We start from the raw sequence: 25,456 nt of genomic DNA, 5'->3' as shown, positions 1-25,456 counted from the left end.
TTCGAACCCTCGTTAGGGGTTAACCTAAACACACTTTCCAGGCGTGCGCCTTCAGCCACTCAGCCACCTCTCCGATACTCGCCTAAGCGAGCGCCGCTATACTAGGTAAAAAGCAGCTTTGTTGCAACTGTTATCTGTTGCCTGGTTGCTTTCTGCTGGCAAATTAACCAGTTCACGCATTTCCTTTCACAGCCACTTGCTGCTCTTTGGCAAAATTAAGCATTCTATCCAGTGGGACCAGTGCTTTTAGACGCAGGGCGTCGTCGACAAAGATCTCGTGGCCTGTTTTATTCACCAAGGCAGCTTCAATCGCTTGCAGGCCATTCATCGCCATCCAGGGGCAGTGGGCGCAGCTGCGGCAGGTTGCACCATTGCCACCGGTTGGAGCTTCGATAAAGGTTTTACCGGGCTCCTGTTGCTGCATTTTATAAAAAATGCCTTTGTCGGTGGCCACGATAAAGGTTTGGTTCGCCATGGTTTGGCTGGCTTTGATCAACTGGCTGGTTGAGCCTACCGCATCGGCCAACTGCACGACTGAGTCTGGCGATTCAGGGTGCACCAAAACGGCGGCATCTGGGTATTGTTGTTTCAGCTCAACCAAGGCTTTGGCTTTAAACTCATCATGCACAATGCAGGCGCCATCCCACAACAACATGTCAGCACCGGTTTGCTTTTGCACATAGTGTCCTAAATGCTTATCGGGTCCCCAGATGATTTTTTTGCCCTGACTGTCAAGAAAGTCCACTACATCCAGTGCAATCGATGACGTCACCACCCAATCAGCGCGTGCTTTAACAGCCGCTGAGGTATTGGCGTACACCACCACCACTCGATCCGGGTGTTGATCGCAAAAAGCAGAAAAAGCATCAACCGGACAGCCTAAATCCAGCGAGCATGTAGCCTCAAGCGTTGGCATTAAGATGGTTTTTTCAGGGCTTAGAATTTTGGCAGTTTCACCCATAAAGCGAACACCAGCCACAATTAAGGTATCGGCAGCATGATGCTTGCCAAAGCGAGCCATCTCTAAAGAGTCAGACACACAACCACCGGTCTCTTCAGCCAGGGCCTGAATTTCAGGATCGGTGTAGTAATGCGCAACCAGTGCAGCATTATGCTGCTGCAATAATGCTTTAATGCGCTGTTTATACGCGGCTGTCTCGTGCTGATTCAGCGGCATAGGCTTGCGCGGAAAAACAAACTGCTGTTCGTCAAAATACAAACTTTGTTCCATCGTGCCTGTCTTCGTTACCGATAAAGGGCGTTATTATAAGTGAGACAAGACAAAATGACAAAAGTTAACGCTGGGGAACCGAAAGATAAGTGGTGGGTCATGATGGATTCGAACCATCGACCAATGGATTAAAAGTCCACTGCTCTACCAACTGAGCTAATGACCCACAATAAGAAGTGGTAAACATGCTGAAACGATGGTGGGTCATGATGGATTCGAACCATCGACCAATGGATTAAAAGTCCACTGCTCTACCAACTGAGCTAATGACCCACGTATAAGTGGCAAACATGTTGAAGCGGATGGTGGGTCATGATGGATTCGAACCATCGACCAATGGATTAAAAGTCCACTGCTCTACCAACTGAGCTAATGACCCTCGCCGCGGACGCATATCTTACTGATTTCATGCGTCAGTGCAACCAAAAAATAAGAAAAAGTGTCTGGCTGCTGGCCAAGTGCTCAATTTCAAAGCAAATTGCTGCACTTTACAACAACCTGGCAACCTATTCATTAATTGAGGCTGTCTAACCGACCTTGTGCTAATCGAGCGGCAGGAGAATTAGCATGCTCTCGTGTCACCTGTTGGAAGTACCGTTTTGCGGCATCCACGTTATTTTCACGCTCTGCGATTTGGCCTAATTTAAACAAGGCATCGGGCGCTTTATTGGAATCGCTGAAGTTTTGCACCACGCGTTGAAAATAGGTTTTTGCTTTGGATAGCTCGCTGTCACGCAACACTAACTCGCCCAACCAGTAATTGGCATTGGCCGCATAGATAGAATTCGGGTAATTACGTAAGAAGGATTCAAACTCAGTAATGGCCGCATCATAGCGCCGATCACGCAATACCATCTGTACCGCACGATCATAGGCATCATTTTCAGATACATCCGATGAGTATTGAGTGGGCTCTGGTGCCTCACTTACTTGCGTTTGAGTATCGGCGGTTGACGCGGGAGTAGCCGTCATCCGCCGCTCAATTTCTTGATAAATATCACGTTGACGCTGCACAATCTCTTCCAATTGAAAACTATGCATCTCAGTTTGACCACGTAGTTCCGATACCTCATCAAGCAATTGTTGCAGCTGATCTTGCATGCGCATTTGCGCATTGCCTCGAGCTTCTACCACACGCTCTAATGATTCTAGTCGTTGTTCGATGGTACCAGAAGCGGCTGATGAACTAGTCACTCCCCGAGACGAACGACTGATATCGGATACTGGTGCGGGGTTTGCCCACACTGAAACCGACATCAACGTCGTTGTAATCAATAACAGTTTTTTCATTGTGCAACGTTTCTCTTAGTTCAACGTACTACTTATTTTAACCCAGTATTAGTAGGTCAGTACCGCACGACGGTTCTTGGCAAAACCGGCTTCGGTGCGCGACATATCAATCGGACGCTCTTCACCATAGCTGACCGTTCTCATCTGATTGGAGGACACACCCAGATTTTGCATGTACTGAACAACCGCTTGAGCACGGCGCTCACCTAATGCAATGTTGTATTCAGGCGTACCACGTTCGTCGGTGTGGCCTTCAATGGTGACACGAACCGAAGGGTTGCTTTGCAAGAACGATGCATGAGCGCGTAAAGTTTCAGCAAACTCCTGACGGATCGTGGCCCGGTCGAAATCAAAATAGATGGTGCTTTCTTGACGAAGGCTTTCCATTTGCTCGCGAACGCGCTCTTCCGCCGTCATGGTTGGTTGTGCACGCTCAACCTGCACGGCCTCACGTTCTTGTTGAGCACGGCGTGCTGCTTCTTCTGCTTCAGCATCAGAAGCGCTGGTCTGCGATGTTGAACTACAAGCTGCCATAGTTAAAATTGGCAGTGCGATCAGCATCCCTTTTAAAGCGTGATGTACGTTCATATCTAAAATCCTTAGCTTAATAAATAGTAAGTATCATATTGTTATAGAAATGGCGACCAGGCTGGCGACTTTACTTCCCCTTCAGCAGCAGGTAACCGGGCTTTAAAACGTCCATCCATAGAAACTAGTGCCAACACCTGAGAATTACCATGCATAGTGCTATAAATCACCATAGACCCATTGGGTGCAATGCTTGGAGACTCATCAAGACTGGTCGTTGTCAGAACCTGCATATAGCGGGTCTGTCGGTCCATCCGGGCAAGCTGATAACGGCCACGCGTTCGATTTACCATCACAATGGATTCTCCATCTGGGGTAAAAGTCCCGGATAAGTTCATCTCACCTTCAAAAGTCAAGCGCCTTGTCGTTCCAGTTTGTAAATTTACGCTATAAAGCTGCGGATTGCCACCTCGTTCAGAACTGAAAATCAGTTCTTTACCATCTGGCGACCACGCTGGCTCGGTATCAATCGCCCGATGATTGGTAACACGAGTCAGTGCTTTAGTCGCAATATCCATAATATAAATTTCAGAATTGCCATCTTTGGACAATACCATCGCCATACGTTTACCATCGGGCGACCATGTCGGTGCTCCGTTGATACCAGGCGTACTACTTAAGACACTGCGACGGCCAGTGTAAATATCCTGAATAATAATTTGCGCCTGCCGCTGCTCAAACGTAACATACGCCAGCTTGGTGCCATCTGGTGACCAGCTTGGTGACATCAACGGCTCACGAGAGCGTAATAGTATCTGTTGATTCGCACCATCGTAGTCAGCTACTGCAAGCTGAAAAGGAAACTCAGCATCTCGCTGCACCAGCACATAGGCAATTTTTGTCAGAAAAGCCCCACGGGTTCCCGTTAAACGCTCATAGACGATATCACTGATTCGATGACCAAACTGTCGCATTTGACTGCCGCTAATGGTGGTTTCACGGGTTTCAAGAATATGCTCCTGACTAGCGGTTAACTGGCCTGCATTCAGCATTTGCCGGGTGATACCCAAGTTTCCTCTGGCCACATCAATCAATTCAAAAGCAACGGTATAGCGATCGGGGCCAACTTCGCGAATAGTCCCAACCACCACAGCTTCAACACCTTCCCGGACCCAAGCTGCATAATCTACGGATGATGCGTTATGAGGCTGCTGAGGCATACGTATCGTCGGTATGGCATTAAATTGTCCGCTACGCGTTAAATCAGCGGCTACCACATCGGTGATCGTTTCACTGGGTCGATTCGCGCCCTCAAACCGGAAAGGCACCACCGCAATGGGCCGTGCTGAATCAATACCTTCTGTGATAACAATCTCAAGTGCATTACTACGAGCGTCAACCGGCACACTTAGTAGCAATAAGAAAAATAAACTGAAACGGATTAGATTCATCATAATTAAAATTCTGGCACCACAGTTAAGTTAATATTTCGTAGTTGCTCAAAGACATCCGGGTCTTGAGAAACAGGCAAAGTTCCCGCTCGTTCAACAGCACGTATCGCCGCATCACAGACCACCTGGTCACCGCTTACCACACTGACATTGGTGACAAAACCGCTGTTGGCCAAGCGAATATTTACGACGCATGAGCGACCTCGCATCCGTTCATCCACCCGCAAGTTCTGTTGGATCCGGTCGCGGATCATCGCGGTGTATCGTTGCACTTCAGTCACTGTCTGTTGCTGGCGAGCCGCTCGTCTGGATTGTGCTTCGCGTTCAAGCCGCTCTTGCAACTCACGCTCTTGCTGCGCTCGCTCCCGAGCCTCACGCTCGCGCTGCTGACGCTGAGCTTCAGCTCTCTCAGCAGCTTCCTGCTCTTGACGGCGACGTTCAGCTGCTGCCTGCGCCTCCGCTTCTGCCCGCTCACGCTCTTGTTGCGCTGCTCTGGCTCGTTCTGCCTCTTGTTGCTGCTGTCTGCGTGACTCTGCAGCTGCCGCAGCTGCCTGTTTAGCCGCTTCATCTTGCTGCTGTCGCTGCTGCTCTAACCGACGAATGCGCTGTTCCTCTTCGGCTCGTGAACGCTCAGCGGCTTGAGCACGACGCTCCAATTCTGCAATGCGTTGCTGTTCTGCTCGCTGTGTTTCTTCACGCTGCTCTCGAATTTGTTGTACCCGCTGATCAAACTGCGCTTGATCAATGGCTACAGCCTCAATAGGCGCAGAAGGCTCAGACGAGGCCGTCATCGTCATCGGTGTAGGCTCTAAATTAGGACCCGGAGCAAAATTACTCGCCACCAACACCAAAATGAAACCGACATGCAGCACTAACGATTTAATAAGTGCAGCCTTGAATTCAGGTTGCATCTAGTTGCCCTCCCCCGGATCGGTCATCAAACCAACCGAAGGTGCACCTGCATTTTTCAGCACATTAATCAAACGAATCACCGCATCATAACTGACTGTATGATCCCCTTTAACAATCACTTGTGTACCCGGTTCAATAGCAAGCCAGCTTGCCACTTCAACCACCAGCTCTGCCGATGTAAAAGGGCCTTGTTGCTCACCATCTTTCTCAAAATAATACAGCCCCGCAGCATCGACCGTCGCAACTAATGGTGTATTGCCATCGGTCATTTGCTCTAATGGTTCCGCTGCTGATCTGGGTAGCTCCACTTTGACCCCCTGCGTAAGCATAGGCGTAGTGACCATAAAAATAATCAACAAGACCAGCATAACATCAATGTAAGGAACCACATTAATTTCTGCCATCATCCGGCGTTTCTTACGAATGAACATCAGGCAGCCTCACCCGTGCTGCTAACCGCCTGGCGATGCAAAATATTGGCAAATTCCTCTACAAAGTTAACATAGCTGCTTTCCAGCAATTCAACCTGATGTGAAAAGCGGTTGTAAGCAATAACGGCAGGAATAGCAGCAAATAGACCCATGGCGGTTGCAATTAATGCCTCGGCAATACCTGGCGCTACCATGTTTAAGGTCGCCTGTTGCACAGAGCCCAATGCAATAAAGGAGTTCATGATCCCCCAGACGGTACCAAACAAGCCAATGTAAGGGCTGATTGAGCCGACGGTAGCCAAAAATGGTAAGTGCGTTTCCAGCCGCTCTACCTCACGGGACAAACCAACGCGCATCGCACGTTGCGAGCCTTCCATCACAGCGGATGGTTGCCGGCTACTGTTTTTATGCAACCGAACAAACTCTTTAAAACCACCTTTGAACAACGCTTCCAGGCCAGTGACCTGCCCGCGAGCACTCACTTCTGAGTACAGTTTCGATAAATCGATGCCTGACCAAAATTTATCTTCAAATCGTTTGGCTTCTGTTACCGCTTGCTTTAAAACCTTTCTACGCTGAAAGATCATGGCCCAAGATACAATAGACATACCGGCCAACAGCAACATGACAGCTTGCACAATAATCCCTGCTTCAAGCAGCAAGCCTACAACTGAAATTTCACCTGACACTGGACATTACCTCTGTGAATTCATCAAAACTAAACCAATAACTTTTAACATAAATATCAGCGACATCCAATGTACTGCGGATCAATACACCAAACCAATCGACGCACACCACGTTAGGTTATGGCCTTTAGCACCCGCCCTTTAGCAGCAATAGTAAACTACCGGCTCAACCACAGAGCCCTTGGGCATGAACTTTAAACACGAGTAAGAGACTTATTTCTGTAAAACGCTGTCTATCATAGGGCAGGCATTTTGTGAACTCAACTGGTGCCAGACGTTTCCGAAAAAAATAGTCTGTACTAGCCGTACAAGAGTCCGTTACTCGTCTCAATAACAACTCGCACTTGAGACTTTTCAGCCAAAAACAAGTTCCATTATTGCGATCAAAAGTACTCAAAATGCGCCTAACGGCGCTTTTAATATTTGTCATAGTGCGAACAGATCAACACATAAATTATCTTCGAGTAAAAGCACCTACCATGACAGCGCTCAGATCGCCTTCAACCTTACCACTCTATTGGCATCCTTGCTTTTCTTATACCGGATTTAAATGAACGACTGATGAATTTCACATTAGATTTTTTCATAGCAAAACCCAAATTTTTCTCGTTTGAAGTCTTTACTCTAACTCACTAGAATACGCAGGTGTTCTGAGCTAGCGCAAAGAACAGTGAGGTCACTCACTGTTTTAGACCAGTTCACATGGCGATAGAGCTTGAATGATTTCATTCGCTTTATTGCTACTCCCAAGATGTTCCCTGGATTTATTGAAGCACTTCCTTCAACTTGTTGCATTTGCCCGCTCTTATCGAGCGGGCTTTTTTTTGCCTGTGATCTTACAAACTGCTTTAACTCTCAGGCAAATCAAAACCAAAGTGTTGATAGGCGCGGGGCGATGCTACTCTGCCTCGTGGGGTGCGCTGTATAAAGCCCTGCTGGATTAAAAATGGCTCAATGACATCTTCGATGGTGTCTTTTTCTTCACCAATCGCTGCCGCCAGGTTATCCAACCCAACGGGACCGCCCATAAACTTCTCGATAATCGCCAGCAACAACTTACGATCCATGTAATCGAAACCTTCTGCATCCACATCCACCATTTTTAGTGCATCCGCGGCCAAGCTTGCAGTCACGGTACCATCGGATTTCACTTGAGCATAATCGCGTACCCGACGTAACAATCGGTTTGAGATCCTCGGCGTGCCACGAGAGCGTCGTGCAATCTCAACCGCTCCAGCTTCATCCAACTCCAAGTTTAGAAAACTGGCAGAGCGCAGAATAATCTGAGTTAACTCACTGACTTTATAAAACTCCAATCGTTGCACAATGCCAAAACGATCGCGCAGTGGTGATGTGAGTGCCCCCGCTCTGGTGGTTGCTCCGATCAGAGTAAAAGGTGGTAAATCGAGTTTAATGGAGCGAGCGGCCGGGCCTTCACCAATCATGATATCCAGTTGATAATCTTCCATCGCCGGATAGAGGATTTCTTCGACAACGGGGCTTAAGCGATGGATCTCATCAATAAACAGCACATCGTTTTCTTCCAGATTGGTGAGCAGTGCTGCTAAATCGCCCGCTTTTTCCAGCACAGGTCCGGAAGTCGTCTTAATGTTGACCTTCATTTCGTTGGCGACAATCATGGCTAAGGTCGTTTTCCCCAGGCCAGGGGGACCAAAAATGAGTAGGTGGTCGAGTGGTTCACCACGTCCCCGTGCCGCCTCAATAAATATCGCCATTTGCTCACAAACGTGCTCTTGCCCGGTATAGTCGGCCAATAAGCGCGGACGGATTGCGCGATCAATGGCTTCATCATCACGGCTGGCGGTAGGCTGCATAAAACGGTCGGCTTCAATCATGGGTTACATCATGCTCCTGAGGGCAGCTTTAATCAGTTGTTCACTGCTCATGTCATCGGTTTTGACTTTTTGCACCGCTTTGCTGGCTTGTTGTTGAGTATACCCAAGGCTCAACAAGGCACCAACTGCATCTTGCGAGGCTTGTTCGCTGCTGCTTAGATTCAGCACGACCGGTGTACCTTGCGCGACAGTACCAGAGTTCGAGCTTGCTTGCATACCCCAGTCTTTTAAGCGATCACGCATTTCCACCAGTAACCGTTCGGCAGTTTTTTTACCAATGCCGGGTAATTTGACCAGGGTGGTTAAATCATCCAGCTGCACACAACGAACAAAGTCATCAGCACTCAAGCCTGATAAAATGGTCAGAGCCAATTTAGGGCCTACCCCATTGGCTTTAATCAGCTGACGAAACAGCGCTCTTTCAGCACTACTGACAAAGCCATACAACAGCTGAGCATCTTCGCGCACCACAAAGTGAGTGTACAGCACCGTTTCTTGACCTATCTCCGGTAGCTGGTAGAAACTGGTCATCGGCAATTGCACCTCGTAACCGACTCCAGCGACCTCTAACAGCACATCAGGCGCTAGCTTTTCTACTAAAATCCCGCGTAAACGACCTATCATGCATATTCCTTAACGTAAACGACCACGCACAGTTTTACGAGCCTGCCCTGCCATACTCACCAAGCTTTGCTGAGTGTGTCCATGACAAAGAGCGACCGCCAAGGCATCTGCGGCATCTGCCTGTGGGTTGCCGGGTAATTTTAAAATAGCTTTCACCATATGCTGAACTTGCGCTTTGTCTGCCGCCCCGGTCCCCACCACCGCCTGCTTCACTTGCCGGGCTGAGTACTCAAATACCGGCAAGTCAAACTGAGTCGCGGCGACAATGGCAGCGCCACGAGCCTGTCCCAACTTTAAAGCAGAATCAGCATTGCGTGCCATAAACACTTGTTCGATGGCAAAGTACGTAGGTTGGTGTTGACGAATAATTTCGCTGACTCCCTGAAAGATGTGTTTCAACCGTTCAGGTAAATCGGCTTCGGGAAGACGGATGCAGCCGCTCGACAAGTACTCGAAACGGCTGCCTTGTTGTTGGATCACCCCGTAGCCAGTTAAGCGACTACCAGGGTCTATCCCCAAGATAATGGCCACGACTACTCGATACTGGCCAAGATATCATCGCTGATATCGGCATTATGAAAGACGTTTTGTACATCGTCCAAATCTTCCAGCATATCGAGCATCTTGAAAAACTTTTTCGCTTGTTCTGCATCCAGCTCAGCCTTGGTGCTGGGCACTTGAGTAATTTCCGCGTTACCTGGAGCAAATCCCGCCGCAAGCAGTGCATCTTTCACATCAGAATAGCTATCAGGCGATGTCAGTACATCGATAGAGCCATCCTCATGCGTTTGCACATCATCAGCACCCGCCTCAAGTGCGGCTTCCATCAACGCATCTTCTTCGGTATCACTGTCGTACGATAATACGCCCTGCTTGTTAAATAAATAAGCGACCGAGCCATCAGTACCTAAATTGCCACCGTATTTGGTAAAGGCATTGCGCACATCACTGACCGTACGGTTGCGGTTATCGGTCATGGTTTCTACCAATACCGCAACGCCACCAATACCATAGCCCTCGTACAACAGCTCATCGTAGTTTTCGCCTTCGGTAGCACCAGCCCCGCGTTTAATGGCCCGATCAATGGTATCGCGCGTCATATTCTCCGCTAAGGCTTTATCCACAGCAATACGCAGGCGTGGATTGGAGCTGACGTCAGCACTGACTCGGGCCGATACCGTCAACTCACGAATAATTTTGGTAAATATTTTACCTTTTTTTGCATCCTGTCTGGCTTTACGATGCTTAATGTTGGCCCATTTACTATGACCTGCCATAGTTACTCCTTTTTCAGCTCAATCATCAGTTCGGTCAATTGCGCCGGATTGGCGAATCCAGGTGCATCGGTCAACGGACAAGCCGCTGTGGTGGTCTTCGGGAAGGCCATCACATCACGGATAGAAGTAGCACCGGTCATCAACATGATCAAACGATCCAGACCAAAAGCCAAACCAGCATGAGGCGGTGTGCCATACTTTAATGCTTCCAGCAAAAAGCCAAATTTTTCTGTGGCTTCATCATCACTGATCCCCAGCAGGCGGAATACGGTAGCCTGCATCACAGGATCATGAATACGAACGGAGCCGCCACCCAACTCAGTACCATTTAATACCATATCATAGGCGTTGGATAAGGCCTCTGCCGGCGCTGCAGTTAACGCAGTCGGGTCTGGATTGACCGGCGATGTAAACGGATGATGGATTGCCATCAACTGGCCATCTTCATCTTGCTCAAACATTGGGAAATCAACGACCCACAGAGGTTTCCAGCCGTCTTCGGTAATGCCATGTTGCTCACCCAGTTTCAAACGCAGCGCGCCCATCGCTTCACAAACTACTGAGTACTGATCAGCACCGAAGAACAAGATATCGCCCGCTTCAGCTTTGGTGCGATCCAGTAACTGATTGACGATATCATCGGTTAAAAACTTGGCCACAGGAGATTGCACGCCTTCGATACCAGTTCCAACTGCTTTGACTTTCATCCAGGCCAGACCTTTCGCGCCATAGATACCAACAAACTCGGTATACCCATCAATGTCTTTACGCGATATCTTATCCGCAGCAGCCGGCACTTTTAACGCTGCAACACGACCTTTCAGGTCGTTGGCCGGGCCGGAGAACACTTTAAATTCAACTTCCTTCAACAAGTCAGCGACATCCACCAATTGCATCGGATTACGCAGATCTGGCTTATCAGAACCATATAAACGCATGGCATCGGCATAGGTCATTTGCGGAAAGTCGCCTAAATCAACTTGAAGCAAGCTCTGAAACAGTTCGCGGATCATCTGCTCTGTTACCGCCATCACTTGATCGGCTGTCATAAACGAGGTTTCGATATCGATCTGGGTAAATTCAGGCTGGCGGTCAGCGCGCAAATCTTCATCACGGAAACATTTGACGATTTGATAGTAACGATCCATGCCCGACATCATCAGCAGTTGCTTAAACAACTGGGGAGATTGTGGCAATGCGAAGAACTTGCCTTTATGGGTCCGGCTCGGTACCAGATAATCGCGCGCACCTTCTGGGGTTGCACGAGTCAGCATGGGCGTTTCAATGTCTAAAAATCCATGGCTATCCATAAAGTTACGCACAAAGCTGGTGACCTTGGCACGGAATTTTAAACGATCACTCATCAACGGGCGACGTAAATCCAGGTAACGGTATTTTAGCCGCTGCTCTTCACTGTTATTCTGGTTAGAGTCCAGTGGGCTCGGCGCTGCTTTACTTAAAATCACCACCTCACTGGCATACACCTCGACTGCGCCTGTGGTCATGTCAGTATTGATTTGTGATTCCGGCCGTGCCCGCACCGTACCTTTGATTTGCACACAAAACTCATTGCGCAAGGTATAGGCCACATCAAACAGCGCTTTTTGATCAGGGTCACAGACCACCTGCACAATGCCTTCACGATCACGCAAATCGATAAAAATCAGGCCGCCCAAATCACGGCGGCGATTGACCCAACCACATAAAGAAACTTCAGTATCGACCTGCTGAGCGGTTAAAGAACCGCAATAATGACTGCGCATGCGCCTATCCTTTCGAAAATTCGGTGTCTATGATGATCCGCTGCCTTGAAGAGCCAATGGGCAGGGAACTATTGGCGACTTATTATAAAGCAATCATCAGCAATGTCACTGCCCCTCCACTCTGCTATCATGGCCTTTTTTCATCACCCGAGTTTGCCATGTTGTATCTTGGATGCCCGATGTGGGCCAATGCCAACTGGAAACATAGCCTGTTTCGCGCCGACGCCACCGCTAAACAATTTTTACAGCAGTATGCCGAGGTCTTTAATACGGTTGAGGGCAATACCACCTTTTACGCCGATCCGAAAACCGACACTATTGTGCGTTGGGCGGAGTGCACACCAGCCAATTTTCGTTTTGTGCTGAAAGTCCCCTCACGCATTAGCCATCAAGTCCCGGCCGATGGCCCTGCAGCATTGAAACAATGGTGGCAGTTACTCAAACCCTTGCAGCATAAAATTGGTCATATTCACCTGCAACTACCCGCCAGCACTGGCCCACAGCATCTGGCGGACATCTGTCGACTGCTGGATGTATTGGTGGCAGAGGTGCCCTGCTGTGTCGAAGTGCGCCACCCTGCTTTTTTTGACAAAGCAGAACACGAAGTTACTCTCAATCGCCTGCTACGCGATTATGGGGCTGAGCGGGTGGTATTCGATAGCCGGGCATTATTTTCAGTGCCTGCAACCAATGATGCTCTGGCCGATGCGCAGCGCAAAAAGCCACACTTGCCCGTGCATGCCATCTGCCTGACGGATAGCCCGGTCGTTCGCTTTATTGGCTGCGATGATCTGGCCACTAATCAGCGTTATTATCAGCCATGGCTCGGCAAAATACGTCAATGGCTGGATGAAGGAAAAACACCTTATTGCTATTTTCATACCCCGGACAATGCTTCCGCCCCTGAGCTGTGTCGGGCTTTTGTGAAAGATTTGGCTATTGAGCACTCAGTACTAGCACTCTGGCCAGGGGAGCAAACGCCGAAGGCTAAATCGATACAACCCGATTTGTGGTAAGAAAAACTCAGCAGGCAGGCTTTTGCAGTAGCACCACATCGGGGCGATGAAACTCCAGTTTTAGTTGATACTCGCTAGCCAACCAGCGAAAGCTATCGTCAGCAAAGAAACTAATATGGGTTGGATCGAGTGTGTAATGCCACTGAGGAAAATCGTGCTCACTAACCAGCCGCTTGGTCATCAGCGCTAACCAGCCGCCCGGTTTCAGCAAGTCAAGTAACTGGCTGGCAACCTTGCCCGGTTCACTTAAGTGCTCAAACACTTCCGTGCTGCAGATATAGTCATAGCTTCGCGTCAAAGCTTCAGGACGATTGCAGTAATAAAGATCGTAATTGCTGCATGGACATCCGGCTTCTTCGAGCATTAGAGCTAACGCCGGGCCGGGACCACAACCGAAATCAAGCCCCTTAGCTCCCGGTTTTAATTTTGCCAGCAAAGGTTGACAAAGCCGGTTTAAAAAGCGTCGATAATGCAGGTCCTGTGGATCATTCTGGTGTTGATCGTATATGGCTTTTTCAGCATCAGCCAGCAGATGAAATGCCGCTGGAACAAACACCAGCTGGCAATGATTGCAACGATAATAATCACGCGGCAGCACCTTTGGGCGCTGCTCGCGATGATACTGCTGTGTCTCAACAGACAAGCAAAGCGGGCAAGCCAAGCCGCTCATGAATGGAAGTCTCTCATCAATTAGTGATGGCTACCCAACGAATCATCGGTAAATAAAAATTCTTTCATGTATTTATCAAATACCGGGTTTTTACGGCGGATCCATTCCAAAGTCATCATGGCATGCTCCACTTCTTCATCCCGGTTGTGCGCCAGAATGGCTTTTAACTCTTCGTCTTTACAGGCATCAACCCGTTGATTGTACCAATCGACCGCTTCTAATTCTTCCATTAGAGAGACAATAGCGCGGTGAAAATCGCGTGTTTCATCTGTCAGCTCTTCAACTGGCTCATGATAACCTTCATTTGACATAAAAATTTCCTCACTCTAGTCTAAACGTTCAGGAACTATTGGTTGGTTCAGACTAACCGAGCGTCTCATCGTTGGCAACAGCTTCAGCAGCAAGGAGTGTACATGACTGCAGAGATCCCCCTTCAGCGCCAACCCTGGCCACAGAACCATGAGAACAAACCACGCCGAACCGGCATCGAAATTGAACTTAGCGGTATGCAATTGGCAACATTAGCGAACTCAGTAGCGGAGCTGCTGCAGTTAAAGGCTAAATCAGGAGGACGATACGACTATATCTTACAAGGTGATGATGCTGGCGAATGGGTGGTCGAATTGGATTTTCACTTACTAAAAGAAATGGGCAAAAAGCCACGTAAACAAGATAGCTTTTCGGATTCAGCCGAGCAACTGCTGGCATCTGTTGCCGGTCAGTTAGTGCCGCTTGAATTGGTAAGCCCACCACTGCCATTTGAGCGCTTAGCCGATATTGAGCGTATCATTGATTTACTCCATCATCATCACGCTAAGGGGTCATCAGTTGAATTCAAGAATGCCTTTGGTTTGCAGTTAAATCCAGAAATTCCATCTGCAGAACCAGAGCTATTGCTACGTTTTTTGCAAGCCTTTACTTGCTTGCACGATTGGTTGCTGCAGCAAGAACAGGTTGATGTGACCCGTAAACTCACCAGCTACATCAACCCCTATTCCAAAGAGTATGTAAAACAGTTACTGACGGATGATTATCAGCCGAATCTCAGTCAGTTGATTGATGATTATTTAACGCATAACCCTACGCGCAACAGAGCTTTGGATTGTTTACCTTTATTTATGCATCTGGATGAAGAAAGGGTGAAAGCAGTAGTACAAGACGAACTGGTTAAAGCCCGGCCGACCTTCCATTACCGCTTACCCAGCTGTGAAATCCATCAAGCCGGTTGGGGGCTACACCGCGCTTGGAATGGCTGGATACAAGTCGAGAAACTGGCAGCTGATGAAGTGCGCTTAGCGGCATGCTGTCAAGCTTATCTGCAACACCTGAATAAGCCGTTACATAACCTGTTTACGTCGTGGCCGGATATCGTGGAGCAGCAATGGCTCGACCTGTAATCGCCATCACAGGCCCGGAACGAGGAGCTTTTGGGCCCCGCTTTTGTGTAGCGTTAGCAGTTCGTTTGTATGGCGGTATTCCGCTGCAACTTCGACCATCACAACGCGAAGATAAGCATGTATTCGATGGCGTAGTAGTCACTGGCGGGCATGATATCGATCCAGTGCTTTACGCCGCAGAACCCGAAGTGCACCCTCGCTACGATCAAGAGCGCGATCAATTGGAGATGGCCATTATCGAGCAAGCATTGAGCAAACGCTTACCGCTATTGGGTATTTGCCGTGGAGCTCAGCTACTGAATGTCAGCCGGGGCGGAAACTTGTGGCAGCACCTAAAAGATCATCGCGCCAATACCTCACACCGCTGGACCGTGCTACCTCTTAAAACCCTCTGTCTGGAACCAACCGATTCGCTGCTTGGCCGCTTATTGCAAAGCAAGCACTGCAAGATCAACAGTTTGCACAATCAAGCCATCAATAACCTAGGCAAAGGCTTACAGGTAGTGGCTCGCGATCTGGACGACATTGTGCAAGCGGTGGAGGACCCCGGTTATGGTTATCTTCTTGGCGTCCAGTGGCACCCTGAGTTTTTACTGTTTCTATCGCGCCAACGCCGCTTATTTAAGGCGTTGGTCGCGGCAGCTCACAAGCAGCTGGCCAGCAACTAAGCCCACATCACACAGAGCGCAGCTAGCACAATCAAAGCGAGCCCGATATGGTCGGTACGAAGCAGTTTCTCTTTAAAAAAGAAAGTGGAAATCAGCAACATAAATAGCACTTCGACCTGGCCGAGAGTTTTCACCAACGCCACCGTTTCCAGGCTCATGGCAGTAAACCAGCCAATAGAACCAACACAGCTGCAGAAGCTAATTAACAAGGTCAAGCGCGGTCGTTGCCACAACCCCAGCAGTACTGTCGGATCACGCAGCAGTAACCAGCCGATCAACAGTAGACTTTGCAAACAAATCACTAGCAACAGCACCCAGGCCGCACCATGAGGAAATGGCAGTCCCAACACTAAACTCGCCTCACGCACCCAGAGCGAGGTTAATGCGAACGACAGCCCACTTCCGAGCCCCAGCAACAAAGTAGGCCATGACAGAGCACGTAAGTGGGCGCCACTGAGCAACCAGATAGCCCCAGCCCCAAGAAAAACTCCCAGCCAGCCAAGCAGCGTTAGTGGTGCACTGAAGAAGGCTACGCCCAACATCGCAGCCAAAACCGCCTCACTTTTCGCCAAGCCAGCACCAATGGCGTAGTTACGCAGCTTGAACAACTGCACCATCAATGATGTAGCAAGAATTTGCGCCAGCGCGGCACCGACGATATACCCCCAAAACCAACCATAAAACTGGCCACCGGTTACGGGTTGCCATTGATAGAGCACCAGCAAATACAGTGCTGCCAGCGGTGAGGCCCAGATAAAACGTGCCAGAGTAACCCCAGTTACCGGTACTTCCAGACTGAGTTGTTTTTGAAAAGCATTGCGCCAAGCCTGCATAAACGCAGCCAAGAGCGTAAAGGGGATCCAAAGCACAGTATTATCCTGAATTGGCAGAAGCTCGACATACTAGCAGGCGCCAAACCGCCTATATAATCCAAAAAGGTAATGCTCGTTATTCAGTACCCTGATAGCTTCGAGCAAAGTTGTCCATGGCTTTCAATGCATAAAGTATATCGTCTGAGCTAATATCCAGATGGCATACCCAGCGCAAGCGATGCCACTGCGTTCCTGCTTTGCTGTAATTGCTGCCACTGAGCTGAACCCCTTGCAGTTGCAAATACGGTACTAGTTTAGCGGCCAACTCAGGCGTCATATCGCAGAATAAAATATTGGTTTGTACCGGCTCAAGTGCAATCTGACCTTGCAGTACCGGGTAATGCTGCGTTAGCTCCCATAACCCATCGGCAAGTTGCTGACAGTTTTTATGATCATCGACCAAGCGCTCCACGTGATGCTGCAAAGCATAAAGCCCAGCTGCAGCAAGCATACCCGTCTGTCGCATGCCGCCTCCCAGCATCTTTCGGATACGGTGTGCGCGCTGAATAAACGAGGCAGAGCCAAGCAATAAAGAACCCACCGGCGCGCCTAAGCCTTTGGATAAACACAACGAAAGCGAGTCATAGCCCTGACACAGTTGCCGGGCCATCTGCCAGACCGGAAGTTGATGATCGGTTGCCAAACGGCTCGCTGCGTTCATCAGACGAGCTCCATCAATATGACACGCCAACTGATGTTTTTTGGCCAACTCAGCGACTGCTGCCATGTATTCTGGTGACAGCACTTTGCCACCGACGGTATTTTCAATCACGATCAAACGGGTGCGGGCAAAGTGTGGATCATCTGGTTTAATCGCAGCGGCTATATCTTCCAGTGCCAAACTACCATCGTCTTGCAGCTCTAATGGTTGTGGTTGCATCGACCCCAGCACCGCCATGCCACCCGCTTCCCAGCGATAGGTATGCCACTGCTGACCAACAATCACTTCATCGCCACGCTGACAATGGCTCATCATGGCGATCAAATTGGTTTGAGTGCCACTTGGCGCAAACAACGCGGCTTCAAAGCCCAGCTGTTCAGCAGCAAAACGTTGTAGCTGGTTGGTGGTTGGATCATCCTGAAATACATCATCACCCAAAGCGGCGGAAACCATTGCCTCTTTCATGGCCATCGTCGGTTGTGTCACGGTATCACTGCGAAAATCAATCATAAAATACCTTCGTCGGGTTCAGGTTATACAGCGTAAGGCTTGGTACCAAAGGATACAATCATAAAATCGAACATTCAGCTCAATTTATTGCAATTTAAACGTATTGCCGCTGCCCCCACATTAGTAAGCATCGATACATTGACTACAGGACGATGCAATGACTGACTTATTCACCCCGATCCAGCTTGGCTCACTCACTTTGCCCAACCGTATTGTAATGGCGCCTCTGACTCGTTGCCGCGCCGATGCTAACCATGTGCCTACTCCAATGATGGCAGAGTATTATGCCCAGCGAGCCAGCGCAGGTTTAATTATTGCTGAAGCCACGATGATCAGTGAAGGCAACTCTGCCTTTTGGCGCGAACCAGGTATTTATTCTCCAGCTCAGATCGAAGCTTGGAAACAAGTCACCGATGCCGTTCATGCCCAAGGTGGTCGTATTTTTCTACAAATTTGGCATGGCGGTCGAGCCTGCCACCCAGCACTCAATAACGGTTCTACTCCGGTGGCTCCATCTGCTATTGCCATCGATGATAGTGTGCACACACCGGAAGGTAAACTACCCTACGTCGTTCCACGTGAGTTGACAGACACCGAAATCACGGACATCGTTACCTCCTTTAAGCAAGCTGCATTGAATGCAATAGAAGCTGGCTTTGATGGTGTAGAAATTCATGGTGCCAATGGCTATTTGCTGGATCAGTTTTTACGCTCAGGCTCCAATCAGCGTACAGGCCCTTATGGCGGTGACCTGCCTCAGCGAGCACGCTTATTGTTAGATGTGATTATCGCGGTGACCTCAGCCATTGGTGCAGACAAAACCGGCTTGCGGTTATCTCCGTTAAACAGCTTTAACAGCATGAAAGACGATGACCCCATCGCATTGATGACCTATCTGGCCAAAGAGCTAAATCGTTTTGATCTGGCCTACCTGCACCTGATGCGGGCTGATTTTGCAGGCCTTCAGCAAGCCGATGTAATGTCCGTGACCCGGCAGCACTATCAAGGGACTATCATCGGTAATATGGGGTACAGTTTTGATGAAGCCAGTACAGCTATAGCCACCGAGCAGCTTGATGCAGTCGCTTTTGGCAGTGCTTTTATTGCCAACCCGGATTTACCGCTTCGCTTTGCTGAAAAACGCCCCTTGGCTGAGGCTGATCCGGCAACTTTCTATACGCAAGATGCAACGGGCTATACCGATTACCCAGCGGCACAGTGAATGTTGTTGAGCTATGTTTCTGAGTAGACAGGACTCTTAACGGTTAAGGTCCCTACTACTCAGCCATGCCTCAAACTCAGCCACGGGTTGGGGCCTGGCAAACAAGTAACCCTGAAAACAAAAGCAGCCACTATTGTATAGAAGTTCACGCTGCGCTTCGGTCTCGACGCCTTCTGCCACCAACGCCATATCGAAAGTATTGGCAATACCAATGATGGCATCAACAATAGCCCAATCTCTGGTTTTTTTGCCATCACTACTTTGTCGAACGAAGTGCTGATCTATTTTCACTTCATCAAACGGCAGGCGGGATAAGTACGATAACGAAGAGTAACCAGTGCCAAAATCATCCATAGCAAAACGCAAACCAAGTGCTTTGAGTTGCTGCATGCGATGAACCGCATCGTCCAGATCAGTCAAAACTAAGCTTTCCGTCAGCTCAAGCGTTAACAGCGCGGGATTAACCTGATACTGCTGCAACAGGCCGGCCAATAAATCGATAAAGTCAGGCTGATAAAACTGCCGGACACTTATATTAACTGACACACTCAATGCTGAAAATAACGACTTTGTTTGCCAGTTTTGTAATTGCTGACAAGCTTGCTGCAGCACCCAGCCTCCTATCGCCTCTATCTGCTCGGACTCTTCGGCCAAAGGAATAAAATAAGCGGGTGAAATCATACCTCGCTCCGGGTGCTGCCAGCGGATCAATGCTTCCACACCAATCACCTGGCCGCTATCAGTTATCTGAGGTTGATAAAAAAGCATAAACTGATCCTCAGTCAGCGCTTTACTCATGGCCTGTTCCAAATCAAAGCGCTGCTCTACCTCAGCCAACATCTGTGGATCAAAAAAGCGCAGGGCATTGCCATCAGCCTGCTTGGCATAACTCATCGCCAGATCGGCTCGTTTCAGGCACTCTTCCGGTGGTTCATGCACCAAACAAGGATACACACCAATACTGACCGAACAGCGATACTGGTGACCAACAACCGTAAAGGGTTGTTGCAATAATTGCAGCAACTGCTCTGCTTGCTGCTCGGCCAGGTCCTTGGCCAGAGTCGGGATCGCTGGCAATCGTCCTAACACCACAGCAAACTCATCGCTGCTTAAACGGCCGCAAAATGTAGTGGCAGGCAACTGTTGTAGCAGACGATCAGCCACCTGAACCAATAGTTGATCACCCGCATGATGCCCCAGGGTATCGTTGAGGCGTTTAAAATTATCCAGATCGATGTAAATCACCGCAGCTAAGTGCTGAGCCAACATGCCCGGCTGCAGCAAATCATGCAGGCAAAGCAGAATCTTTTTTCGGTTATAAAGCCCCGTTAAATCATCATAAAATGCCAACCGATGAATCGTATCCTCAGTGTTTTTTCGCTCGGTGATGTCGGTAATAAAGCCATACCAGCTAATACCATCCTCTTCTTGTTCCGGCACTGAGTTACCAAGCAACCAGCGGCTGTTGCCCTGTTGATCCAGCATTCTGTACTCGTGGTACCAGGGCGATAAATTTGTTGCCGACGTTTCAATCGACTCAAACAGCCCATCACGATCCGCCGGATGAATAGCATCCATCGCCTCTGAGATATCTATAGCGGCCTGCTCAGGCGAGATACCATAAAAGTCACGAATAGCCTCACTGGCATAGGGAAATGTCAATTGTCCATCCAGGCTGCGTTTGAACTGATAAACCATTCCCGGCACTCGCTCTGCGATACGCTGCATCCGCTGGGCCCACAAAGATGCCATGCGCTCAGATTGCTGATTGCGATTTTCTACCCGCTGCAACCGCTGACGCATCCAGACGGCTACCGAGGCAGTAAACAGAATCGCCACTGCCACTATCACTGCCAACGCACCTAAAGTCGCTTTACTAACCTTGGCCCCTCTGAGGCCCTGCACGCTTTCTGCTGGTATATACACAGTGGCATGCATCGCCAGATAATGCATGCTAGCGATGGCCAGTCCCATCACCACGGCACTGATCAACTTGAGTACTTCAGCCTGAGTAATGACCGAGCGCAATACAGGCGGCACTGCCAGTGCCAATGTGGCCAGTACCACAGCAACCAACACCGAGCCGATAAATAGATCGAGCCGATACAACCGCTCTGCTTCCATGATCATCGCTGCCATACCGGTGTAATGCATGGCCCCGATCCCGGCTCCCATCAGCACCCCACCCAACAGAATGCGACTCCAACGCACTTCGGCTGCAGCGACCACTTGCAAGATCACCGCAGCTGCCAATACGGCAGGAATGATCGACAATAAAGTGATGCCAAGGTGATAACTGACCTCAACCGGCAGCTCAAAAGCCATCATACCGGTGAAATGCATAGCCCACACACCGCCACCCAGCGCGATGGCGCCTAGCCCATGTAAAACATACCGGAGCCACACCGACTGGCTGGCACGCATCAACTGACCAAGGTTAAGGCTGGTATGCGCAGCCAGAGTCGCTATAAGTAAGGATAAAATCACCAGTAGATGCTGATGGCTGCCGGTCAGCGCCTGAGTCAAGTCGGTTGTGTGGTCGGCAAATGCCAATAGTGACATACAGTTCCCTGCAAAATAGGCGAGCATGTTAAAAGTAATGCTGATGATTTCTATCGCTTGATCTAAGCACAGAGAAGGCTTTTCGTCGAGTCAGGTACAATAAACCCAGCCTAAGCTGGGTTTTGGCGTTCCATCAGTAGACAGACCTCAGAGCTGTTCTTGCTCTTTCAGGTAGTCATCGTAACTACCTGCAAAGTCACGGATGCCCTGATCGCTAATTTCAATGATCCGAGTAGCCAATGACGAGACAAATTCGCGGTCATGGCTGACAAACAGCAAAGTGCCTTTGTACTCAACCAGTGCCTGATTGAGGGATTCAATCGATTCCATATCCAAATGGTTAGTCGGCTCATCCATCACCAGAATATTAGGTCGTTGCAGCATCAGCTTACCAAACACCATCCGGCCCTTTTCACCACCTGATAATGCTTTCACTGGTTTGTTGATATCGTCTTTGGAAAACAGCATCCGTCCCAACACACCACGGATAGCTTGCTCATCATGTTGTGGCTGTTTCCACTGGGTCATCCAATCGAATACCGTCATGTTGTGTTGAAACAGGTACGCATGATCTTGTGCGTAATAGCCAAGTTCGCAATTTTCCGACCATTTGATCCGACCTGAGTCTTGCGTGTACTCACCCATCAAGCATTTTAATAAGGTGGTTTTACCAATACCATTGGCGCCAAGAATAGCGACCTTTTCACCCACTTCAATGGTGGCTGTTAAACCTTTCAACACCTCTAGCCCATCAAAGCCTTTACGAACATCTTCAATCTCAAGCGCCAAACGATACAATTGTTTATGCTGTTCAAAGCGAATAAAAGGATTCACCCGGCTGGATGCTTTGACTTCAGACAATTGAATTTTCTCAATCTGTTTAGCGCGGGATGTAGCTTGTTTCGCTTTAGACGCATTGGCAGAGAAACGACTGACAAAGCTTTGCAGTTCAGCGATTTGATCTTTTTTCTTGGCGTTTTCATTCAACAACTGCTCACGTGCCTGAGTGGCGGCAAACATGTATTGATCATAATTACCCGGATATAAACGCAACTCGCCATAATCGATATCGGCCATATGAGTACAGACCCGATTTAGAAAGTGGCGATCGTGCGAGATAATAATCATGGTACTTTGCCGCTCAGCCAGCACGTTTTCCAGCCAACGGATGGTATTGATATCCAAGTTGTTGGTAGGCTCATCCAGCAGCATGATATCCGGATTGGAAAACAAAACCTGTGCCAGTAAAACCCGTAGTTTTAAACCAGGCGCTAATGCCGACATGGGCCCAAAATGTTGCTCGACCGGAATGCCTACGCCAATGAGTAACTCACCGGCACGGGATTCTGCGGTATAGCCATCCATCTCACCAAATTCAACCTCTAAATCAGCCACCCGCATGCCATCTTCTTCGCTCATTTCTGCGCTACTGTAGATGCGATCCCGCTCTTCTTTAACGGCCCATAACTCTTCATGGCCCATAATCACGGTATCAACTACGGAGAATGTTTCATAAGCAAACTGATCTTGGCGCAGTTTACCAACCCGCATATTTTGCTCAACCGAAACATTGCCGGCAGACGGTTCTTGCTCACCGCTTAGGATGCGCATAAAGGTGGATTTACCGCAGCCATTGGCGCCGATTAAACCGTAACGATTGCCTTGACCAAATTTGACAGAAATATTTTCAAAAAGAGGTTTGGCACCAAATTGCATGGTGATATTTGCAGCTGAAATCACGTAATGAGTACTCAAAAAATAGTGGCGGAAATAAGCTGGCGTAATCTACGCGAAAAGCGGGCAGAATTCAATCAATCATCCGTTTTTTACCGAAGCAAAACCTTTAGTTGCCGTATTTTTGATTCCATATGCGAACCAACCCTATCAAAACACGCAGAATAAGTTGTTTGCAGGCTGGTCACTCGGTAGCGTATAGCATTCTTTAGGAGAATGTTATGTACCGTAATGTCATGATGGTATCCTGGCTGCTGATACTGATGTCTTTTGCTATCAGTGCGGATGAATGGCAGCAGTATTATCAACAGTCTCAGCAAATCAAAGCACAGGATCAAGCATTTCTGCAGGCAGAACTGACCGCTCACGGTCTAACCGAACTCACCAGCCCAACATCAACCCGCCGTTTTGGTTTTGATACCGGGCAGCCACTATCTTGGTATCAAACTGCGGCAGGTCAGGCAGTTGCAGATGCCATTCTATCACTGCAAACTCCCTCTGGTGGCTGGTCCAAGCGGACCGATATGACTCAACCACGTTTGCCAGGTCAGAACTTTGGTGTTGAAGCCGGCTACGTTCCTACCTTCGATAACAGCGCCACCACCACGCAGTTACATGTGCTGGCCAGAGCATATACCGCAACGGGTAACTCAGCGTATCGGGCTGCTTTTGAACGCGGTATTCGCTTGATATTAACCGCTCAGTACCCTCACGGTGGCTGGCCGCAGAACTTTCCGTTAACCGGAGGCTACCACGATCATGTCACACTGAATGATGAAGTCACAGAAGACATTTTAAATCTGTTATGGCATAGCCTGCAGGCTGAGCGTGAGTTTGCGTTTGTGTCCGAGGAACTGCGCCATGCTATTCGGCCACAGTTTGAAAAAGGGCTGCAGATGGTCATGCGCTTGCAGCAAACTGACGATGAAGGGTTGAGTTTATGGGCAGCGCAGTACCATCACCGTCAACTAGAGCCCGCATGGGCCAGAGCCTATGAAATGCCTGCACTGGCTACCGCTGAAAGCGCTACCTTGCTGGATTTTCTGATGCAATTGCCGGAGCCCCCGGCTGAACTTCAGGCCAGCATCCATGCTGCCATGCATTGGTATCAGCGCCATCAAATTCTCGATTACCACTGGCATCCAACCAAGCGTGTGCTAATGCATGAGGCCGGTGCCGGACCGATCTGGCCACGCTTTGCTGAGCTTGGTAGTAACCGGCCTGTTTTTGGCGATCGGGACGGCTCTTTATATTACGATGTGCATCAGGTCTCACTGGAGCGGCGCCAAGGCTACGGCTGGTATACCGACAAACCAGCGGCCACTCTGGCTCGCTATCAGGTCTGGTTGCAGCAATTTTTAGATTAATCATGCCCCCAAGGTGGTGGCGGTAATTCACTGAGTGGTTGGCTTAAATCAAAATCAATCCGCCAGCTCCAGCCATCACCACGCACTGTGCCATAGGTGTAACGAACACCGGGTTCAATTTCAATGCGCCAACCGCGAAAGTAGCCTGACTCTTCAGTCCGGGGGATTGACTGAAACTGCTGAAGAACTGCCGAACCTTCCCCGACGCTAAAACCACCATACATGGTGGTCGTATCGTCGCTGCCATCGGCTTTGCGATGATCGTGCCGTAGCTCCAGACCATCATTATGCTTGCTGATCAGCCAGGTGCGGGAGCGATCCCAGCTCTGCTCAGCTTCCAGCTCAATATGAAAAGGCAACTTCAGTTGCTTGTCGTCACATTCACGAAAGTGCACGATCAGCTGTTCAGTGCCGGTCAGCATGTCATCACCCTCGGGTTCCAATGTCAAACCGCCCGGGTAGGCGTTACCACAGTGCTGAGCTAGTGCCTGAAAAAACTGTTCAAAGCCCTGACTATCAGCAGCGGTGCTTTGCTCCATATTGATGTCAGTTACCTGATGGCAACCAGCCAGCAATAATGCAGCGGCAAACCCTATCGACTTTGCCTGTGTATTTGTCGGTGTCATTGCTTTCATCTTTATCATGATATCATTTCCGCGAGTGATTCCTGCCAGACTACGACATGCAGCGAGCTGAAGCAATTGACTTTGCAAGCCAAACTGAAT

The 25,456-nt window shown here is 49.2% G+C and carries 24 protein-coding genes and 3 tRNA genes; 5 read left to right on the top strand and 22 right to left on the bottom strand.

Annotation, left to right across the window (positions count from 1 at the left end):
* Window positions 1-172 precede the first annotated feature (172 nt).
* The 15 genes from nadA to aspS form a co-directional block, all read right to left on the bottom strand.
* Window positions 173-1,231 (bottom strand): quinolinate synthase NadA, encoded by a 1,059-nt coding sequence (nadA, locus tag Q3O60_RS01255; protein WP_305892084.1) that lies wholly within the window; start codon window positions 1,229-1,231, stop codon window positions 173-175.
* Between the two features lie 90 nt (window positions 1,232-1,321).
* Window positions 1,322-1,397: transfer RNA gene (locus tag Q3O60_RS01250), tRNA-Lys, on the bottom strand.
* A gap of 31 nt (window positions 1,398-1,428) precedes the next feature.
* Window positions 1,429-1,504 (bottom strand) — tRNA-Lys (locus Q3O60_RS01245).
* 30 nt (window positions 1,505-1,534) lie between these two features.
* Window positions 1,535-1,610: transfer RNA gene (locus Q3O60_RS01240), tRNA-Lys, on the bottom strand.
* Window positions 1,611-1,744: 134 nt separating this feature from the next.
* Window positions 1,745-2,521, bottom strand: a complete 777-nt coding sequence (gene ybgF / locus Q3O60_RS01235) for a tol-pal system protein YbgF (RefSeq protein WP_305892083.1) — start codon at window positions 2,519-2,521, stop codon at window positions 1,745-1,747.
* Between the two features lie 48 nt (window positions 2,522-2,569).
* A complete protein-coding gene (gene pal / locus Q3O60_RS01230; protein ID WP_305892082.1) occupies window positions 2,570-3,109 on the bottom strand; it encodes a peptidoglycan-associated lipoprotein Pal in 540 nt (179 codons plus the stop codon).
* A gap of 41 nt (window positions 3,110-3,150) precedes the next feature.
* Entirely contained in the window at window positions 3,151-4,503 is a 1,353-nt protein-coding gene (gene tolB / locus Q3O60_RS01225; protein ID WP_305892081.1) for a Tol-Pal system beta propeller repeat protein TolB, read from the bottom strand.
* Between the two features lie 2 nt (window positions 4,504-4,505).
* On the bottom strand, window positions 4,506-5,411 hold the full coding sequence (gene tolA / locus Q3O60_RS01220; protein ID WP_305892080.1) for a cell envelope integrity protein TolA: 906 nt from the start codon (window positions 5,409-5,411) through the stop codon (window positions 4,506-4,508).
* Window positions 5,412-5,843: a protein TolR gene (tolR, locus tag Q3O60_RS01215; protein WP_305892079.1), complete on the bottom strand. Its 432-nt coding sequence runs from the start codon at window positions 5,841-5,843 to the stop codon at window positions 5,412-5,414.
* Complete coding sequence (gene tolQ, locus Q3O60_RS01210; protein WP_305892078.1) at window positions 5,843-6,532, bottom strand: protein TolQ; 690 nt, start codon at window positions 6,530-6,532, stop codon at window positions 5,843-5,845. Before tolQ ends, tolR begins: the two co-directional genes overlap by 1 nt.
* An 848-nt stretch (window positions 6,533-7,380) precedes the next feature.
* Entirely contained in the window at window positions 7,381-8,388 is a 1,008-nt protein-coding gene (ruvB, locus tag Q3O60_RS01205; RefSeq protein WP_305892077.1) for a Holliday junction branch migration DNA helicase RuvB, read from the bottom strand.
* Between the two features lie 3 nt (window positions 8,389-8,391).
* Window positions 8,392-9,012 (bottom strand): Holliday junction branch migration protein RuvA, encoded by a 621-nt coding sequence (gene ruvA, locus Q3O60_RS01200; RefSeq protein ID WP_305892076.1) that lies wholly within the window; start codon window positions 9,010-9,012, stop codon window positions 8,392-8,394.
* Window positions 9,013-9,021: 9 nt separating this feature from the next.
* Window positions 9,022-9,543: a crossover junction endodeoxyribonuclease RuvC gene (ruvC, locus tag Q3O60_RS01195; protein WP_305892075.1), complete on the bottom strand. Its 522-nt coding sequence runs from the start codon at window positions 9,541-9,543 to the stop codon at window positions 9,022-9,024.
* A 2-nt stretch (window positions 9,544-9,545) separates the two neighbouring features.
* Entirely contained in the window at window positions 9,546-10,289 is a 744-nt protein-coding gene (locus Q3O60_RS01190; RefSeq protein WP_305892074.1) for a YebC/PmpR family DNA-binding transcriptional regulator, read from the bottom strand.
* 2 nt (window positions 10,290-10,291) lie between these two features.
* On the bottom strand, window positions 10,292-12,052 hold the full coding sequence (aspS, locus tag Q3O60_RS01185; protein WP_305892073.1) for an aspartate--tRNA ligase: 1,761 nt from the start codon (window positions 12,050-12,052) through the stop codon (window positions 10,292-10,294).
* Between the two features lie 29 nt (window positions 12,053-12,081).
* Between aspS and Q3O60_RS01180 the strand changes: the two genes are divergently transcribed.
* A complete protein-coding gene (locus Q3O60_RS01180; protein ID WP_305892072.1) occupies window positions 12,082-13,068 on the top strand; it encodes a DUF72 domain-containing protein in 987 nt (328 codons plus the stop codon).
* A 7-nt stretch (window positions 13,069-13,075) separates the two neighbouring features.
* Here Q3O60_RS01180 and Q3O60_RS01175 read toward each other — a convergent pair whose 3' ends face one another.
* On the bottom strand, window positions 13,076-13,738 hold the full coding sequence (locus tag Q3O60_RS01175; protein ID WP_305892071.1) for a class I SAM-dependent methyltransferase: 663 nt from the start codon (window positions 13,736-13,738) through the stop codon (window positions 13,076-13,078).
* A 20-nt stretch (window positions 13,739-13,758) separates the two neighbouring features.
* Window positions 13,759-14,049, bottom strand: coding sequence for an encapsulin-associated ferritin-like protein (locus tag Q3O60_RS01170; RefSeq protein ID WP_305892070.1), 291 nt, complete (start codon window positions 14,047-14,049; stop codon window positions 13,759-13,761).
* A gap of 102 nt (window positions 14,050-14,151) precedes the next feature.
* On the opposite strand from Q3O60_RS01170, the gene Q3O60_RS01165 reads away from it, so the two are divergent.
* The gene (locus Q3O60_RS01165; RefSeq protein ID WP_305892069.1) at window positions 14,152-15,135 is read left to right on the top strand and encodes an amidoligase family protein; all 984 of its coding nucleotides are present in this window, start codon (window positions 14,152-14,154) and stop codon (window positions 15,133-15,135) included.
* A complete protein-coding gene (locus Q3O60_RS01160) occupies window positions 15,120-15,803 on the top strand; it encodes a gamma-glutamyl-gamma-aminobutyrate hydrolase family protein (RefSeq protein ID WP_305892068.1) in 684 nt (227 codons plus the stop codon). The genes Q3O60_RS01165 and Q3O60_RS01160 overlap by 16 nt, the downstream gene beginning before the upstream one ends.
* Here the strand turns inward: Q3O60_RS01160 and Q3O60_RS01155 are convergent.
* Both Q3O60_RS01155 and ltaE read right to left on the bottom strand, forming a co-directional pair.
* The gene (locus Q3O60_RS01155; protein WP_305892067.1) at window positions 15,800-16,672 is read right to left on the bottom strand and encodes an EamA family transporter; all 873 of its coding nucleotides are present in this window, start codon (window positions 16,670-16,672) and stop codon (window positions 15,800-15,802) included. The two genes, Q3O60_RS01160 and Q3O60_RS01155, sit on opposite strands and share 4 nt — an antisense overlap.
* A gap of 79 nt (window positions 16,673-16,751) precedes the next feature.
* Window positions 16,752-17,846, bottom strand: a complete 1,095-nt coding sequence (gene ltaE, locus Q3O60_RS01150; protein ID WP_305892066.1) for a low-specificity L-threonine aldolase — start codon at window positions 17,844-17,846, stop codon at window positions 16,752-16,754.
* A gap of 157 nt (window positions 17,847-18,003) precedes the next feature.
* Between ltaE and Q3O60_RS01145 the strand changes: the two genes are divergently transcribed.
* Window positions 18,004-19,068 carry an alkene reductase gene (locus Q3O60_RS01145; protein WP_305892065.1) on the top strand — a complete coding sequence of 355 codons (1,065 nt, stop codon included), beginning with the start codon at window positions 18,004-18,006 and terminating at the stop codon, window positions 19,066-19,068.
* 36 nt (window positions 19,069-19,104) lie between these two features.
* Here the strand turns inward: Q3O60_RS01145 and Q3O60_RS01140 are convergent, their stop codons facing one another.
* The gene (locus Q3O60_RS01140) at window positions 19,105-21,630 is read right to left on the bottom strand and encodes an EAL domain-containing protein (RefSeq protein WP_305892064.1); all 2,526 of its coding nucleotides are present in this window, start codon (window positions 21,628-21,630) and stop codon (window positions 19,105-19,107) included.
* Between the two features lie 147 nt (window positions 21,631-21,777).
* Window positions 21,778-23,370 (bottom strand): ABC-F family ATPase, encoded by a 1,593-nt coding sequence (locus Q3O60_RS01135; protein ID WP_305892063.1) that lies wholly within the window; start codon window positions 23,368-23,370, stop codon window positions 21,778-21,780.
* 215 nt (window positions 23,371-23,585) lie between these two features.
* Between Q3O60_RS01135 and pelA the strand changes: the two genes are divergently transcribed.
* Entirely contained in the window at window positions 23,586-24,731 is a 1,146-nt protein-coding gene (gene pelA, locus Q3O60_RS01130; protein ID WP_305892062.1) for a pectate lyase, read from the top strand.
* On the opposite strand, the gene Q3O60_RS01125 is transcribed toward pelA, so the two are convergent.
* Complete coding sequence (locus Q3O60_RS01125; protein ID WP_305892061.1) at window positions 24,728-25,357, bottom strand: hypothetical protein; 630 nt, start codon at window positions 25,355-25,357, stop codon at window positions 24,728-24,730. The genes pelA and Q3O60_RS01125 overlap by 4 nt on opposite strands.
* Window positions 25,358-25,456: the final 99 nt, after the last annotated feature.

It is taken from the genome of Alkalimonas collagenimarina (assembly GCF_030717845.1).
Classification (GTDB): Bacteria; Pseudomonadota; Gammaproteobacteria; order Enterobacterales; family Alteromonadaceae; genus Alkalimonas; species Alkalimonas collagenimarina.
This window is presented reverse-complemented; position numbering and strand designations above follow the sequence as displayed.